This window comes from Anaeromassilibacillus sp. SJQ-1 (genome assembly GCF_046693725.1).
In the GTDB taxonomy this organism is placed as follows: Bacteria; Bacillota; Clostridia; order Oscillospirales; family Acutalibacteraceae; genus Anaeromassilibacillus.
In genome coordinates, this window is record NZ_JBKEIV010000035.1 from 25,670 (window position 1) to 42,734 (window position 17,065).

At 50.7% G+C, this 17,065-nt stretch carries 9 protein-coding genes and 1 riboswitch; of the genes, 2 read left to right on the top strand and 7 right to left on the bottom strand.

What is annotated here, in order from left to right:
• Positions 1-55: 55 nt before the first annotated feature.
• Positions 56-1,603, bottom strand: a complete 1,548-nt coding sequence (locus ACGCCZ_RS09090; protein ID WP_411655850.1) for a nitrite/sulfite reductase — start codon at positions 1,601-1,603, stop codon at positions 56-58.
• 272 nt (positions 1,604-1,875) lie between these two features.
• Here ACGCCZ_RS09090 and ACGCCZ_RS09095 point away from each other — a divergent pair, with 272 nt between their 5' ends.
• Positions 1,876-3,582: a S8 family peptidase gene (locus ACGCCZ_RS09095; protein ID WP_411655851.1), complete on the top strand. Its 1,707-nt coding sequence runs from the start codon at positions 1,876-1,878 to the stop codon at positions 3,580-3,582.
• 2,041 nt (positions 3,583-5,623) lie between these two features.
• Positions 5,624-5,761, top strand: a complete 138-nt coding sequence (locus tag ACGCCZ_RS09100) for a CopG family transcriptional regulator (protein ID WP_411655852.1) — start codon at positions 5,624-5,626, stop codon at positions 5,759-5,761.
• 97 nt (positions 5,762-5,858) lie between these two features.
• On the opposite strand, the gene ACGCCZ_RS09105 is transcribed toward ACGCCZ_RS09100, so the two are convergent.
• The 6 genes from ACGCCZ_RS09105 to ACGCCZ_RS09130 all read right to left on the bottom strand — a co-directional run bounded on the left by ACGCCZ_RS09105 (position 5,859) and on the right by ACGCCZ_RS09130 (position 16,313).
• Positions 5,859-6,056 carry a hypothetical protein gene (locus tag ACGCCZ_RS09105; RefSeq protein WP_411655853.1) on the bottom strand — a complete coding sequence of 66 codons (198 nt, stop codon included), beginning with the start codon at positions 6,054-6,056 and terminating at the stop codon, positions 5,859-5,861.
• A 53-nt stretch (positions 6,057-6,109) separates the two neighbouring features.
• Complete coding sequence (locus ACGCCZ_RS09110; RefSeq protein ID WP_411655863.1) at positions 6,110-6,586, bottom strand: ROK family protein; 477 nt, start codon at positions 6,584-6,586, stop codon at positions 6,110-6,112.
• Between the two features lie 1,072 nt (positions 6,587-7,658).
• On the bottom strand, positions 7,659-8,855 hold the full coding sequence (locus ACGCCZ_RS09115; RefSeq protein ID WP_411655854.1) for a cation:proton antiporter: 1,197 nt from the start codon (positions 8,853-8,855) through the stop codon (positions 7,659-7,661).
• Between the two features lie 125 nt (positions 8,856-8,980).
• Positions 8,981-9,054, bottom strand: a riboswitch (Fluoride riboswitch).
• Between the two features lie 531 nt (positions 9,055-9,585).
• The gene (locus ACGCCZ_RS09120; RefSeq protein WP_411655855.1) at positions 9,586-15,600 is read right to left on the bottom strand and encodes a glycoside hydrolase family 3 N-terminal domain-containing protein; all 6,015 of its coding nucleotides are present in this window, start codon (positions 15,598-15,600) and stop codon (positions 9,586-9,588) included.
• Positions 15,560-15,835, bottom strand: coding sequence for a hypothetical protein (locus tag ACGCCZ_RS09125; RefSeq protein WP_411655856.1), 276 nt, complete (start codon positions 15,833-15,835; stop codon positions 15,560-15,562). Before ACGCCZ_RS09125 ends, ACGCCZ_RS09120 begins: the two co-directional genes overlap by 41 nt.
• On the bottom strand, positions 15,792-16,313 hold the full coding sequence (locus tag ACGCCZ_RS09130; RefSeq protein ID WP_411655857.1) for a glycoside hydrolase family 3 C-terminal domain-containing protein: 522 nt from the start codon (positions 16,311-16,313) through the stop codon (positions 15,792-15,794). Before ACGCCZ_RS09130 ends, ACGCCZ_RS09125 begins: the two co-directional genes overlap by 44 nt.
• Positions 16,314-17,065 lie beyond the last annotated feature (752 nt).

The window sequence follows — 17,065 nt, forward strand, 5'->3', positions numbered from 1 at the left end:
TTTTTGGGAGGGCCTCTCTACTCTCAGTCCACACCGATACAAGTAAAAATCGCATTTACTTGACCAGATATTTCTCTGCAATGGCTCGTACCTGCGCGGCATGTTCCTTCTTCCATTCCTCGTAGGTTCCTCCTGTTGCAGCCACTGTCTTCCCCAGTTCAACCAGAAAAGCTGGAATATTTTCCTGAAGAATCATACCGACTTGCTCGCCAAACTGTTCTACTCCCTGGGTATCACAGCCATTCAGATGCAATGTAAAGGCGGGCGTTGCCACTTTATTGACCATTTTCACGCCACCATGGAAACCGATCTCGCCGATCTGATGGGTCCCACACGAGGAAGGACATCCAGAAATATGCACCTGGGGGAGAGCTCCATCGGGAATTCCGGCTGAACGGGTCTCCCGTACAATTGCCGCCAAAAGTTCCTGTGAGTCCCGCAAGCCAACCTGGCAAATGGACGCCCCTATGCAGGCTACCGACGTCTCCACTAGACTTTGTGCGCCGTCCTCTGTAGCGGCGAGAACCCTTTTTGCCTCTTCCCCTGTCAAATGAATGATATACAGGGTCTCATCCGGCGCGATACGAAGCTCTACATCTTCCATATCTCGAATCACATCGTACAGCTCGCCCAGTTTGGACGGGGCCGGACATCCGCCGAGCGGATGGTACTGCACGGCATACAGGCCGTCCTGCTTTTGCGGGATCACCCGTTTTCCTTCCGCTGTCGAACCATCGCCCTTCTTTGCGATGGAAGTGGGGGTGATGTTGATATCCAAGTCGTTGTGGCGTTCAAAGACCGCCTTTAACTTTTCCTGGTACGCTTTGACGTACCCTTCTTCCCCCAAGGTCTCCTGCATATAACGCGTTCTGGCCTTGTTGCGTTTTTCATAGTTGCCATAGGCGATAAAGGTATCACGCATCGCACAGATATAGTACAGAATCTTGGATGGGGAAACGCCCTGTGCAACCTGCAAGCCCATACGGGGGTTATTTCCCAGCCCGCCTGCACTATACACATCAAAGGTTCCGTCCGGGCGCGCTACGAATCCCAGGTCGCGGAAGGTCGCATGGGTCTGATTTGCCGGGCTATTGGAAAAACCGACCTTCAGTTTCCTTGGCATCTTTTCCGCTTTAATAAAGGTTAGCAAATATTCGCCCGCCGCTTCCGCATAGGGCAGTACGTCAAAGTACTCCCCCTGCTCAACGCCGGAAAGCGGGGAAACCATCACATTTCTCGGGAAATCGCCGCCACCGCCGCGTGTCACAATTCCGTGATCGAGCGCGGACTCCACAATATCATAAATTGCCTCTGGATGCAGATTATGAAGCTGCACCGTCTGACAGGTAGTCAAGTGTACCCGGTCGATGTGGTGCTTTGCAATCGAATCCGCAATAAACTTCAGTTTGTCTTTTGTCAGCCGTCCGCCTGCCAAACGCAGCCGGAGCATGCTGGCCTTTCCACCCCTTTGGGCATAACTTCCATAACCGCCGGAAAAGCCCTTATAGGCTGCTTTGTCCAGCTCTCCCTCATAAAATTGGTCCGTCTTTTCGCGAAACTCCGCCAGATCTTCTTTCCATACCTCTGGTGCAATACGTTTCATTTCTTCATCGTCCTTTTCTCAGTATTTCCTTACTCTTATCATACCCATTTTTTAGTAAAAGTCCATCCCCTTTTTGATTTTGAGCCGTTGAACCGGGCCGCAACGCTCAATCATCCAATAAAATCCCCCGAACCTCCACGGATTCTTCAAGCTCTCTTCAAAAAAACCCGTTACGATTTAGATGGAACTTCCACCCAATCCAACGATTAAAAGCCACCAGCACCTTAAACCCTCCCTGCCAAAGGAATCGAACGGAAAGGATGATGACATTCATGAAAACCCGGCAAACAGCCCTTTTTTTGGCCCTCTTATTGGTCATTCCAGCCTTCGGAAGGCCCGCCTTAGCCGCCGCCAGTTCCCTTACCGCGGCCAAGCCTTCTGCGATCGTTGAAACGGATCTGGATACATATGAAAATAACGAAGTTCTGGCGTTCTATCAGGATGGCAGTTACCAGGTCCATTCCTTCCAAACCAAGGAAGCTCTGGCCAAGGGACTAGAGCAGCTTTCTCAAGATCAACAGGTTCTTCTGGTACAGCCGAATTATACCTATAGCGAACAGGAGGTCTCTGTCAACGACGCATTGCTCGGAAAACAATGGGCGCTGTCCAACGATGGAACCTTTCAAGCGCCGGACCAAAAAAGCCGCTTCCCGGTACTTGATGGGATTCTGACACAGCATTTTGGCTGGTGGGATTCCTCTGGAAACGCTTCTACATTGCAACTCCGGTCTACCAACAACCCCTCTACCGCTGTAGCAGGTATCGATGTCAACGTTGAGGAAGCATGGAGGCGCTACAACGGGGGCAAACGTTCTGTCATTGTCGCCATGCTCGACACCGGCATCGACTATACTCATGAGGATCTGGCCGGCGCAATCTGGGTCAATGAGGACGAAATCCCTGGGAATGGGATAGACGACGACGGCAACGGTTACATCGACGACGTACACGGCTGGAACTTCTACGATCATACCAACCAAGTTTACACAGGGGATGAGGATAGCCACGGCACCCACGGTGCAGGAACCATCGCCGCCTCATCGAACAATCAGATCGGAATTTCCGGCATTGTCCCTGGGGAACGTGTGAAAATCATGCCGGTCAAAGCACTCGGCGGTTCGGATGGGAGCGGTACGACCGCTTCCCTGATTCAGGCCATCCATTATGCAGAGGCCAATGGCGCCTCCATCTGTAACCTGAGCCTTTCCTCTTCCAAAAATGACCGCGCCCTTTACCAAGCGATCGCCCAATCCAACATGCTGTTTATCGTAGCGGCAGGCAATGACTCGGCGAATATAGATTTATCCCCCACCTATCCCGCCTCGTACAATCTGGACAACATCCTTTCGGTAGCCAATCTTTGTTACGACGGTGTTCTACACCACACATCCAACTACGGCGCATCTTCTGTTGACTTGGCGGCTCCGGGTACGCACATCCTCAGCACTACACCTGGCAACCGCTATAGCTACATGACTGGCACCTCTATGGCGGCGCCGATGGTGACCGCGGCAGCAGCTATGATCTATACCCAGTTTGATGGGATTACCCTCGCAGACGTCAAAGAAATTCTACTCGCCTCTGTCAAACCCTTGGCCAGTTTGACAGGGTTGGTTTCCACAGGCGGTATGTTGGACATTGGCGCTGCCTTGGCCTATGATACGTCCAAGCTTTCCGGCGACAATTGGACCCATCCGACGGAAGTCCCCTCCACCCCTACTATCGAAGCACAACGGCAGGTGCAAGACGGCAACCTCTATCTATTTTTGCAGGATACAGGCAACGATAAGGCTCTTGTCCGTGCTGCCAATACATCCGGAGAATACACCGCTAGCGCGTTTACGAAAGGTACAATTGGGAGCGGATTTTCCTTCCATGCGCAAAGAAACGCTCAATTTTTCAATCGTAAGTCTGTAGGCTATCCCTTTTATGCCCGCGATCACGCAGGGAACAAGGTGACGAAAATGATTCCCAAATAACGCCCCCACAAGGATGGTGACATTAACAGGAGGGATAAAGGTTGACAAAGCAAGAGCATTGCAAGCCACCCCCTACACATGGAGAGTGTGGGTAATGCGTAAACCTCGTAAGTACATACCGGCACGACTTTCCTTTCCGTCCACACTCTCCGCATGAAGGATGATCCCACAATCCAGTTTTGACCTTTTGGGGTGCAAAATTTCAATTTATACTGTCCGCATAGAGGGTGGCATTTTGTATATTTGTCATCGTCACTGGCAACCTATTTCAATCCACACCCTCCATGCGGAGGGTGGCGCAGCACTAGCGGAAGAAACGAAGGACGAAAGACAATTTCAATCCATGCTCTCTGCTTAAAGGGGGACGCTCGGCGGACATCATGCGGCCGTGTCCTTTAACGATATTTCAATCTACTCCCTCCTCATGGAGGTTACGCATTTCTATGTTGTGCTTTAAGGTCCCATTCAGGTTTTAACCCATGCCCCCTGCATGAAGGGGGACGCCCGACGGATATCATGCGGCCGTGTCCTTTAACGATATTTCAATCTACTCCCTTCTCATGGAGGGTGACGCCTTTCCATGTTGTGCTTTAAGGTCCCATTCAGGTTTCAATCCATGCCCTCTGCATGAAGGGGGACGTTTGGCGGACATCATGCGGCCGTGTCCTTTAATGATATTGCAATCTACCCCCTCCGCATGGAGGGTGACGCATTTCTATGTTGTGCTTTAAGGTCCCATTCAGGTTTTAACCCATGCCCTCTGCATGAAGGGGGGGCGCTCGGTGGACATCATGCGGCCGTGTCCTTTAACGATATTTCAATCTACTCCCTCCTCATGGAGGTTACGCATTTCTATGTTGTGCTTTAAGGTCCCATTCAGGTTTCAACCCATGCCCTCTGCATGAAGGGGGTCGCTCGGCGGACATCATGCGGCCGTGTCCTTTAATGATATTGCAATCTACCCCCTCCGCATGGAGGATGACGCATTTCTATGTTGTGCTTTAAGGTCCCATTCAGGTTTCAACCCATGCCCTCTGCATGAAGGGGGATGCTCGGCGGACATCATGCGGCCGTGTCCTTTAACGATATTTCAATCTACTCCCTCCGCATGGAGGGTGACGCATTTCCATGTTGTGCCTTAAGGTCCCATTCAGGTTTCAATCCATGCTCTCTGCATGAAGGGGGACGTTTGGCGGACATCATGCGGCCGTGTCCTTTAATGATATTGCAATCTACCCCCTCCGCATGGAGGGTGACGCATTTCCATGTTGTGCCTTAAGGTTCCATTCAGGTTTTAACCCATGCCCCCTGCATGAAGGGGGACGCTCGACGGACATCATGCGGCCGTGTCCTTTAACGATATTTCAATCTACTCCCTCCTCATGGAGGGTGACGCCTTTCCATGTTGTGCTTTAAGGTCCCATTCAGGTTTCAACCCATGCCCTCTGCATAGAGGGTGACAGAGGGTAGGCCGTCCATCTCAATGGCCGCTTTGCATTCCAATTTACTACCTCCATACGGAGCGATGGGGACAAAGGGTCGGTACAATGCCCGACATGTACATTTTAATCCACGCTCTCTGCATGGAGGGCGGCCTCCAAGTTGTGTTCTTCCCCTTTCTGGTAGCCACGGTCCCATCCCCTCTATGAAACAAGCTTTACCCGACAAAGCGCTCTTCAGGAAGCCGGCTTCTCCTTTACCACAACTCAAAAATTTTGGAAATAGAATCAGATCTGTAGCCCCCCTACGGGATGGTAAGGGATGCTATTTTCAATCGTTACAACCTCTGTCCTGTTTCTTGGGAGACGGCGGTTTTGCATCCTGCTTGAGAAGATCCCGCTTCCCTCCTCTTCGCCAGAACTTTTTTCAATCCTGCGCTTCCAATCCGGCAGAAAATTCCTAAGATTATCCGTTACCCGGAAGATTCCTCCGGTATCCAGTGGAAATGTAGAAGCTTGTTTTATACTATTCCTGTAGCTACACGCTGGGGGTGATACTGTGACGATCCGAAAGAAACCCAGGGCGGCGCCCCGAATTCCCAATGGATACCATGATCCGAGTGCGTATGAATCAGATTGTTCTCCATGAACTCGATACCTGTGCAAAAGCATGGAATACTACTCGGTCCGACGTCATCCGGCGAGGAATTCACCGCCTGTATGACGATTTGAACCGGTGAAAAAAGACGGCTGCTAAACGCAAAGGCCCCGGAGTTCGTGGAATTCCGGGGCCTTTGCAGCCGCTTTTTTAAGTATGAACCTCTTTTCATTTTTTCATTATATTGATACCCGCACACGGCCTTTCTGTCCCACCGCTTCTTCATTTTCTACAGGGGATTCCTCCCGTGCATGAATCAAAACGCCGGGATTTGCCAACACCTGTTGCGCCGCATAAGCGCCCGCCCCCAATAGGGCTGGACTTTCCTCAAGATGGTTGACCTCAATGGACAGCTCCCGATAAATCAGATCATTCACACCTTTGCGTACACACCGGCGAACGACCTCCAGAAGGCGCGGTCGACAAATATCTACCAATTCATCCCCAGAACGATCAAACCTGGATTGAGCTGATTTACCAAGCTGATAACGCCCGCAGCCAGCAGCTCACAAACCTTCTCATATGCCTGGACTGCCACGGGATCTCCGTTCTGAACCGCGTGTGCAATGGATGCATTGCTCAAATCATCATCCTTCAAGCAGGAGTTTCTCCGTGTGCGCAACAGGCGCAAAATTTCTGCTCGAAGCGCAGAAAGGGAGCAATATTTTTCCAAGCATCCCCGATTTCCACATTCGCAGAGCGGGCCGTCAAATTTGATGCTGCTGTGCCCAAATTCTCCAGCGATTCCGCGCTGTCCCAAAACAAGCTTGCCGCCGGCTACCATACCGCAGCCTACGCCTTGGCCCGCAAGGACATACGCCATGTTCTGTACCGCCGGTTCCTGCCAGCGGAACCAGAGCTGAGCAAAAGCACTTGCCTTGGCATCGTTGAGCACATAGAGCGGCATCTCCAACCCCTCGGATAGCACTGCATGGATGGGGAAATTCTGCCATGCCCGTCCGCTCCGTCACAAACAACAGGCGGTCCAAATCTTCTCGATACGGTCCGGGCATGGCCAAGCAAGCAGCCAGGAGTTCCGACTTCGGATACTCCTGATCAAGCTGTCCAATAGCGGCACGTATGCGTGATAAGATCGACTGCGGCGTCTCCTCCGCTTCAATGCGATAGGGCCGAATCTCATACATCTTTCCGGAAATTCCCACCAAACTGACATAAAACTGATCGCGCGTCATACGGATGCCGACGACTTTATATCGCGCATCGTTCAAAGTCACGCCGATGGAGCGCCGTCCTTTCGCCCCGGCAATCAATCCAGTCTCCACCACAAGGCCGCATTGGATCAGTTCCCCTGCGATATTGGTGATGGTTGCCTGTTTCAGCCCCGATAGGCGCGACAGCGTTGCGCGCGAGCAAATACCTTCTTGCCGAAGAAGGTTCAGAATAGAGGCGCGATTTGATCCATTGGCTGCGTTCCTGGTTGATACTAGCTGGCTTGTTGCTTTGATTCATGATTTCACACCTCCGACGCACAGCGTCTCTCCGCGGCCGGCGTCGGCAATGCGCCTACAATTGTCTCTGGACGGTCGGCTATCACCGCCGGGGCAAGCCCGCATCTGCCGCTGTGGGAATTCCGCAGCAGTCTCCGCTCTGCGATCTACTCAATGGACGCCAAAGGGTCCGCTTCCCAAAGACCGCTTTCCAGAGAATGTCCATGTACCACGTGGGGAAATCCCTTCTTCGTTCCCTGGAGGGGCTTTGTAGCTGTTTCTTCAGCTGAAAAGGGAAACCGAAAAAACACTGCCCACTACAATAATGTCATCGAGTTTTATATTGCTTTCAAAAATAGTATAATCTCGTACATAAAAAAACACAACAATCACTATTTTTGTGGTAACAATTCTTTTTGTTTTTATCCATTTTGCATTTATTTTCAAATGTTTTTCATAAAAAATTGCATATTTTCCGGTGATTCTATAAAAAACGTGTGATTTTCTTGGATGGGGGAGAGGGACAAAAAATCACACAGGGGATTCATGGGTATCCCTGGACAGGAGTTTCCGGTAGGTGTGGTCAATGGCGAAAGCCCCTAATGGCGCCGTAATTAAGATCGCCAACACAGCGACTGTCAACACAATATTGCCGCAGGAGAGTCCCATGGAGAGGGGAATGGAACCGATGGCAGCCTGTACTGTCGCTTTTGGCATATATGCCAACATGCAGAAGAGGCGTTCCCGCATCTGTAATTTTGTGCCCAACAGGCAAACAAACACGCCTAACATCCGGAATCCCATCACTCCAAAAAGTAGAGCGACCGCCGCAAGTCCCGAGGCCAATGCATACTGGATGTCCACCGTTGCACCGACGAGGACAGATAGCAACAATTCCGCCGCTACCCAGAGCTTGGAATACTTGGCCGACAAGCGATCTGCTACCGCACTGCGCCCTCTTTGCAGCATAACCCCCGTACTCATGACAGCCAGCAACCCAGAAAATCCGATTGCACCTGGAATCGCATCCTCCAGTGTAACATATAGAAAGGACAGACTTAAAAGTAGAAGTACTTTAAGGCTGTCCCGCAGGTGTATCTTTCGAAACAGCTGGGACAACAGGAGCCCACAAAGAACCCCGACAGCCATCCCCAGAAAAATAGAGGTCGGAACCCGTACAAAGTCAAACGGGGAGATAGCACCCCCGCTGGCCAGCCCCGTAAAGGATGTAAATAATACGATGACAAACACATCGTCCACTGAAGCCCCAGCCATTATCAGCTGTGGGATACCCTGCTTGACGCCGTACCCCTCATCCATCAATTTGAGCATCTTTGGAACAACTACCGCAGGGGAAACAGCTGCAATCACGGTTCCTAAAATTGCTGCATCCAGCAGGCTTACTCCCAAAAGCTTTGGCGCAAGCAAAAGCATCCCTGCAATCTCAAAAGATGCGGGTAAAAAGCACATCAGTACCGCTGGACGGCCTACCTTTTTGAGATCGGAAACGTTCAGATTTAGCCCCGCACGGGTCAATATAATGATGAGGGCGATTTGCCGCAGTTCAGCGGAAATCGATAAAAGCATCGGGTCCAACCAATCAAACACATAAGGCCCCAAAAGAATGCCTATAAAAAGCATTCCCAATAGGGGAGGAAGCCGCAATTTTTCAAAAATCCCTCCAAACAACATGCCGCAGAGAAAAATGAAAGCGAGACTCAATAACATACCTGCACCTCCAGACTCTTACATCCATCCATACCGCTTTCCAAACCATCCCCTTTGAGGAACGCCAGCTGAACATCCATATTTCCTATGCAAGGGCATAAAAAAAGCCAATGCCCCTGCGATCAACCATCACAGAAGTCATCAGCTTATGAAGCGGTTTCGGCAAACGCCGGGGGAGACCTTCATTCCCCATATTAAAATTTGAAAAGATTATACCATACTGCCGTTCTTTCTGCAAGAACAAACGGATTTGCCTTGAAAAAGGAGGAAGCTTCCGTGATGGGAAAAACACGCCCTTTATGAATCAAAATGAGGGTGTCTCAAAACTACGAATTGTTCAATTCAAGGGCAAGGGGTATCCTCTTTTATCTAAAAGAAATGACATTCTATTTCAAGTGTCATTTTTTAACTCTGTATTTCTCTTTATAAGTCGATAGATAGGGCTCTTTCATTTGTTGTAATTTTCTTTACTTTTCTTTCGCTGTTTTACTGATAGATACTGTACTTATGCGAACATACTCCATTGTCTGTCTTTTTTGGGCCAAAAAAATACCAGAGTTTCTAAAAAAACGAGAGAATTCTTCCGTCATTTCACCCTTTTGGGCCACCCTCTTTTCTATTTACAGAAGAAGAGACCCTTCCACCGTATTGGCGGAGGGTTCCGGAGTAAAATTTTCTTTTTGCCGTTTGTCGTCCTTTTCCTCCCATGCGTATCACACGGCCGGTAATCTTACCGTGTTGACCGGGGAGGGGGAAACCCCTTCCATCCTTCGCAAAGAGGCTTCCCAAGCGCCGTACAATCCATGCTTATAACAAGTACGTCAAGCCTTTCGTTCTTTCCCCGGGAATACTGCGCTCTTTGTACTTGTACATTGTTCGCGGGAATTCTTAGCCCACTGTCACTGTGCAGTGTTTCACCGCATTCTGGCCAGCCAGCGTTGTATAAACACCCGTGCTTTGGCCCGGCGTACCAACCGCATAGACTCGATAGTAATAATCGTTGCCAATCTTGGAGAGGAATTGCGTCTTTAAAACGCTGCCATTGCCAACCGTAAAGTTCTGGCGCCACATTTGTGCCGGTGACGGTCATCTTGAAGCAGTATGCGCTGCCCCTCTTTAGAGTAAAATCGACCGTTGTGTCGGAGACAACCTTTGCGACGTTCTGCGCTGCGGTTGCTGCGCCAACCACTGCTGTCCCAGTGGAACCATAGGTGTTGCCTGTGGATGCAGAGCTTCCGCCCGAGGACTTTTTACCGCTGGACCCTGAGCTGGAACTGCCGTTCTTCTCGACAAGGCCGTTGTAAGCACGGTTCAACGCTTTGGCCGCCCGATCGACCACCGCCTGGTCCTCCTCGGTCAAATCCTTATCGTCGATCACTGCCAGAGCATCGTCGATAGCGTCTTCGAGCGCGGCCACAGATTTCGCTGTGTACTTGCTGGTGTCAATCGCCTGTGCTTTGCTCAGAATGCTGTTCAGTTCGCTCTTATCGGCCTTCTTGCGCAGATCCATGAGAAGCGCGTTCAACACTTTTGCCTGTTCATCCACTTCGTCCTGCGTTGCTTCTTCATTATTGAGCACATCCTGTGCTGCTTCGATGGCGGCTGGCAACGCTGCCTTGGCATCGTTGTCGATATACTTGGAGAGATCCAGGCTCTTCGCCTTATCGACGACTGCCTGTAGCGAGTCCTTATCTGCCACGCGCGTCAAGCCCATAATTGCATTGTACAGGTTATTATACGCTTCATCTACCTCGGCTGCCAGCGGATGTTCCTCCTTGACAAGTTCTTTTGCCGCGGCAAGTGCTTCTGCAAAGGCGTCCTTGTCGCCGAAGAACTCATCCAGATCCATAAGTTCTGCCACTTCGATCAGGTTTTCCAAAGCGCTGGTGTCGCCCTCTTCAAAGCTCAATAAGTGCAGGGCATCCATCAGGTTACTCCACGCCTCGTCAATCTCTGCCTGTGTTGCGTGAATGTCTCCGTAGACTTTGTTTGCTGCGTCCAGGGCGGTATTGAAAATTTCCTGAACTTCTGGGATCGCTGCCGCCACTTCATCGCCGCAGGCATTGGCCGCATCGATGGTTGCTTTGAGAACCTGCTTATCCACGATAACAAACGCAAAGTTGCGTTGCGTGGACTTGTCGTCCGCATCATACGTAAAGGTATACGAGTATTCCTTGGTATCGGTAAAGTCGATGTTCTTACCATTCAGGGAGATCTGGGAGAACTCTCTACCGTTCGCATACGGCTGGAACGTCACTGTGACTTCCTCGCCATCCTCAAAGTTGCCGGTAAGCCGGCCTGTGAGTTCTGCGATCTTGTTTTCTTCGCCGTTGACAAATACTTTTACATTCTTAGTGAAGAGCATGACGGGCTTCTGATGGAAGTCTGTTCCGGAGAAGTCGGCATACTTTTCGGTGCGTTCGTCAAAGATCTGGCCGGACCAGTTGAGGCCGTAACCAAAGTCATAGGTGTTGCCCTGGGAGTCCACATAGCATTCCATATCCTGCGGGACATCCTCGAACTGCGCTTCAACGGTTTCCATATTGGCCGGCTGCTGCATCGGCAGGAGGCCGGAAGGTTCCGTTGTACCGGAGATGATCTCCATTGCCGCCTGATCCTGAATACCATAGCCCAGTACGATTGCATCTGCAAGCGGCTCTACCTCGGAAAATACCATCGGGTTGCTGACCTTCACGTACGCTACAACCGGTTTTTCGCCCATAACGTCTCTGGTCTCCTGGAGTTTTTCCAACTCAGAGTAGTTGCTGGCCGTGACGGTCTTGCCCTTATAACTGCGGTTGTCGACCTCATCGACATAGACCACTTCGCCTGTCTCCGAATCGATAAATTCAGCACCAGGGTCCGCTGCAATGCTCGGGTCTCTCGCAGTATCGGCAGTATATTCGCCGTATTGCAGGGTGATCGGCACATATCCGTTTCCGCCTGCTTCCAGGTCGGCCTGGCTGTAACCGCTGCCGCCATTCGGCGCATCCATCGCTACGATTGCAAAATCTGCCTCGTCCGGATTGTCCGTGATGTCGTAATACTTGGAAACGATCTCTTCGTTCATGCAGTACTTGCCATTGTCTTCTTTCGGCAGATAGACGGTTTCTTTCTCATCCTCTGCGGCCGGAACGATCGCGCCGTTGGTATCCTTCAGCATGACTACAGACTTGACCTGAGCGTCATAGCCTTCTGCCATAAACGTTTGGTTGCCAACAATTTCTGTAGATTCCACTGGGTCCAGATATGGATTCTCAAAAAGGCCCGGATTGAAGATGTTGCGGAGAAGCCTGCGCGCAGAATCCTCGAAGCGCTGATCTGCGGATTCCTTGCCAAAGTCTTCTACCCACATGTTGTACGCTGCAATGACCGGGTTCTTATCGTTGTTGCCGCCAAACTGGTCGACGCCTGCCTGGAGTGCCAGGTAATGGCGTTCGTCAACCGTCAGGTCCTCAACGCCCCAACATTTGCCGGTAAACGAAGCGTCATCCTTTGCATCTGCGGTAATCATCCAGTCGGTGCAAACCACGCCGTCATAACCATACTTTTCACGGAGCAAATCGGTGATGATGTACTTGTTGTAGCTATTGCCTACGTTGGTGCCGTCCGGCGCCTGGTTGTAGGAGATGGTGTAATACGGCATGACCGCTGCGGCGTAATCTGTGCCGTTATTCAGATCAAAGGCGCCCTCTACGAACGGTTTAATTTGCTCTTCCAGATTGTCGCCCGGATATACCGCATACTTGCCATAGCCATAGTGTCCGTCGCGTCCGCCCTCTTCAGGTCCGCCGGACGGCCAGTGCTTCACCATCGCGTTGACGCTGGTATCGCCCCAAGGATTCAGGGTGTCATACGTGGTCTGGAAGCCGTCGACATAGGCGCGGGCCATGTCCGTATCGAGGTCGCTGTTCTCGCCAAAGGTACCGCTTACACGGGACCATCTGGGCTCTGTTGCAAGGTCGATCTGCGGGGAAAGGGCCGTTGCAATGCCTAGCGCGCGGTATTCCTGAGAGGCGATGTCGCCAAAGCGTTCGACGATCTCCGGATCAAAGGTCGCTGCAAGTCCAATCGAATCCGGCCACAGGGAGATGGTGCCGCCTTGGCCTGCAACATATTCCAGATCGCTCTTGCCGCTTGCTCCATGGCGCGGGTCGGAACTGGTATTGATCGGGATGCCATAACCAAGTCCTTCCACAAATGCCTGTGCATTGTTGTTCCATTTTGCCGCTACTTCCGGGGATTCGACAGAGGTAATCAGTACTGCGCGTACATTGTCGTCCCGCAGGAAGGTCTGTTGCGCTTCGGTGAGGTCTTCGCTCGGTACGGACTGGTGGCTGCTGTACAACATCAAGCCGGCGATGGCTGCAATGCCTTCCTCGCCGTCCGCAACCATCTTTTCAGCCAGATCCTGTGCACGGACTTCGGTGTCGAGCCGCCAATCTTCATAGATGTCCACTTTGCCATTTCCGTTTAGATCCTTAAACGCATAACCGTCCTTTTCGATGATGATGTCTTTGTCCATCACACCCAACGTTGCGCCGCCCTTGTTCTCGACCTTCCACCAGCCGCCGTTCTCTTCCGGCATCTGGGTCATGGTGTAACCGCCGCCCAAAACATCGGACTTCTCAACGGTTATGTACTCTTTCAGATCGTCGAACTGGTCCAGATAGGGGTTGATTTCTACGCCGTGTACGCTGCCCATATTATTGGACTGCATGATGATATTGAGGATATTGATTGCACTCTTTTGGATGTCGCCCTTGGTAATGGTATCTTCCTTATACGAGCCTTCGTAGACGATCTTATTGCTCGCGTCGTGCGAATGCTTATAAGTGGTTTCGGTGCATCCCTGCACACCGCAGGATTCGCCCTGCGCATACTTTACCGGAACAAAATCGTTCCACATTTCGGTGTCCTTTGCCGGACCCCAACCGCTGCTGACTTTCTCAATGGCGATGGAACCGTCCTCATTGAACTTCGCCGGGACATTCATTGCACCGGAAATAATGGTAGAGGTTGAACCACCGGGCATAATCAGGTCATTGCCTGCATGCATGGAGATGTCCGGATGGGACTGTCCGCCGCCCCAGTCGGTCATAATGACGCCTTCAAAGCCCCATTCGCCGCGCGCGATGTCGGTGCACAGATCATAGCTGTCCGCCGCCGGCTCATGATTGATGAGGTTATAAGAGGTCATCAGCGCCATCGGCTGTGCATTCTTAACCGCGATTTCAAATCCCTTGAGGTAGATCTCACGCAGGGCGCGTTCAGTGACAAACGTATCCACTGCGTTGCGGTTGTTTTCCTGGTTGTTCGCCGCATAGTGTTTTAGAGTAACGCCGACGCCCTTGTTGGACTGAACGCCCCGAGTCTCATATGCAGCGGTCATACCGGCGACCAATGGATCTTCGGAATAGTACTCGAAGTTACGGCCGCACAGCGGATTGCGGTGGATATTCATGCCGGGAGCCAACAGAAGGGTGACGCCCATTTCTTCCAGTTCTTCGCCAAACGCTTTGCCCATCTCTTCGATCAAGTCCTTATCCCACGTCTGAGCGAGCAAAGTTCCGATCGGCCATGCGGTGCAGAACTGGTAGTAGGTCTGTGTTTCACCGGTCTCTGCGTCTTCTCCTTCAAAGCTCTGGGAAATGCGGACGCCCGCCGGGCCATCCGCCAAAACGATGTTGGGGATACCCAAATCTTTGAGATAATTCTTCGTGGTTTCACCTGCCGCGCCGGGGACGGAATCGGATTCGGAACCGATGACCGGTGTTCCGCCGCTGCTCCAGCCAATCCCTTCCGCGAGGGTGGCGAGCTGCTCTACGCTCATTTGCGCGACAAACTCTTCCAGGCTGTATTTTCCATCATAGACATCTTTCAGATTCGGATTTTCAATCTTTGCAACCGTAACTTCCTCTACCGGATGGCTGCCGTTAAAACTGTTCGCTTCAATTTCTTCGCCCTCTACCCGATAGGTGGCGACGGTTTCGTCATCATATGGGGAAGCATTGTTTACGGTTTCAATTTTTGATGCATCCAAATTGATGATCTGCATATCTGCGCTATTTGCCGCCTTTGCAGACATCGCGGCCGGCGCATTCGGGCTGATTGGTTCGAGTTCCACATCGTCCGGAAGGGCCAGCTGATGGCTGAGCTGTTCCGTGACAACGGTCTTATTGACATTGAGAACGCCGCCAACCACTGTATTACGGGAGGAATTCCCCGCTTGAATGGTATACATGCCGCGTTCCAGTATGTACGCTGCCTGATCCTCATCATAGGAGGACATCTCCGTAACCGGGAAAGAGACGGTCAGGGTCTGCTGGGCGCCCGGGGCCAATTCGTCCGTCTTGGCGTATCCTGCAAGCTCCTGATAAGGTTTTTCCACTTTGCCGCCCGGAGCGGAGAAGTATACTTCCAAGACTTCCTTTCCGGAATAGGTATCTCCTGTGTTGGTGATCGTCGCATTTACAGTGACGGTCTGTTCATCCGCCTGAACATAATTGATTTCCGTGTCGAACGTGGTGTACGACAAGCCAAAACCAAACTCGTACGCCGGTTCAACGCCGAAACTGTCAAAATACCGATACCCGACATAAATATCGTCCGTATATGTTTCTGTGTCGGTGTTTCCATCGTTACTGCTAAAGGTATCCGAAGACGGATAGTCCTCATAATCCACAGCCCAGGTATCAGTCAATTTACCGGAAGGGGTTACCTTGCCGGAAATGACGTCTGCCAAGGCGTTCCCGCCTTCCATACCGGCCTGGCTCATCAGCAAGCAAAGAATCGAGGCCGACAATTTCATGGAAGAACTTTGTATCGACGATGCCGCCCACATTCAGAACGACCACAACATTTTCGAAGTTTGCGCCCAGTTTCTGGAGGTTGGCATACTCGATGTCGGTCAACTGATAATCGCCCTTCTCATTCTTACGGTCCGCCCCCTCTCCGGAGTTGCGTGCGATTACATACACCGCTGTATCTGCATCGGACGCCGCTTCGATGTTTGCGTCTGTAATTTCCGTGTCCGGCAGCGCAGAAGCTGCCCCACATTCCGCCCTGCCAATCTTCCTCTCCTTCGTCATAGGCGGTTTTATAATCGTTCAGCCAATCCTCGCTCGTGATCGTATAGCCTGCATTTTTCAGGCCGTCCCAAACATTGACCACATAGCGCTGGTTGACATCTCCCGAACCGGTTCCGCCTTTTACGGTCGCATAAGCTCCGCCGCCATACAGGGCGATCTTACTCCGCTGCGGAATCGGGAGTGCATTGTTTTCGTTTTCCAGCAGAACCATGCCCTGCGCGGCAACGCTTCTGGAAAGCTCTGCATTGCGAATCTCACGCTCGGATATTTCATCCGTTGGCGACGCTGCAAGAGCGGTCGTCACGGTTGATCCGGCGATCATGGAGCACGCCAGGAGCAAGGAAACGACTTTCCGTAGTCTTTTCATAATACAATTCTCCTTCATTTTGAAATTGCGTCTTCCAAGAATGTTTCAAAAACCAGTCCCCAACCACAGGTCCTACGCTTTAAATTTCCTCTTCTGAGAAAGAGAAAATTCGCAGACGATCTGCCTGGACATTCTAACAAAATGGCAGTAAATCCAACCTTTTTAGGCCTTTTGCAGGAATCCCCAAGCGATTTTTCTTCTATAAACACCTCCCTTCCAAACCGGTCCGCTCTCAACCAGTGCAAAATAGAAAAATACACATTCCAAACCGATAAATTCGCATTTCCTTCACAGGGAATGGTTCTGGTAAAGATTTGCCAAAATCAACATTTGGTAAAACATTATTTCTAATTTCATTTATTTATCGGTTTGAATATCTGACTGGATATAGTATAATGTTGGGTGCAGATGGAAATCAAGAATCACTATTTTTGTACTAACAAATCCGTCGTAAATTAGCTATATTCACGAACAAAAAATCTGTTAGTACTTAAAAATTGCATATAGCACGTCCTCTTAAGACTATTTTACAGGAAAGTCTATTGCTCTTTAAAAAAATGAAGAGAATATTTTTCTTATTAATCTTTTTTCTCTACTATTGAGAAGACTATTTTCGATAAAATAGGACATATAAATTTTTTCTTGACATATTTATTGCGGATAACATCTTTTTTGAATCGGAATCGTTGCGCATATTTCTTGACATCTTTTTATAAAAGAAACTTTTTATAGAATCTTCGAATTTGAATGGA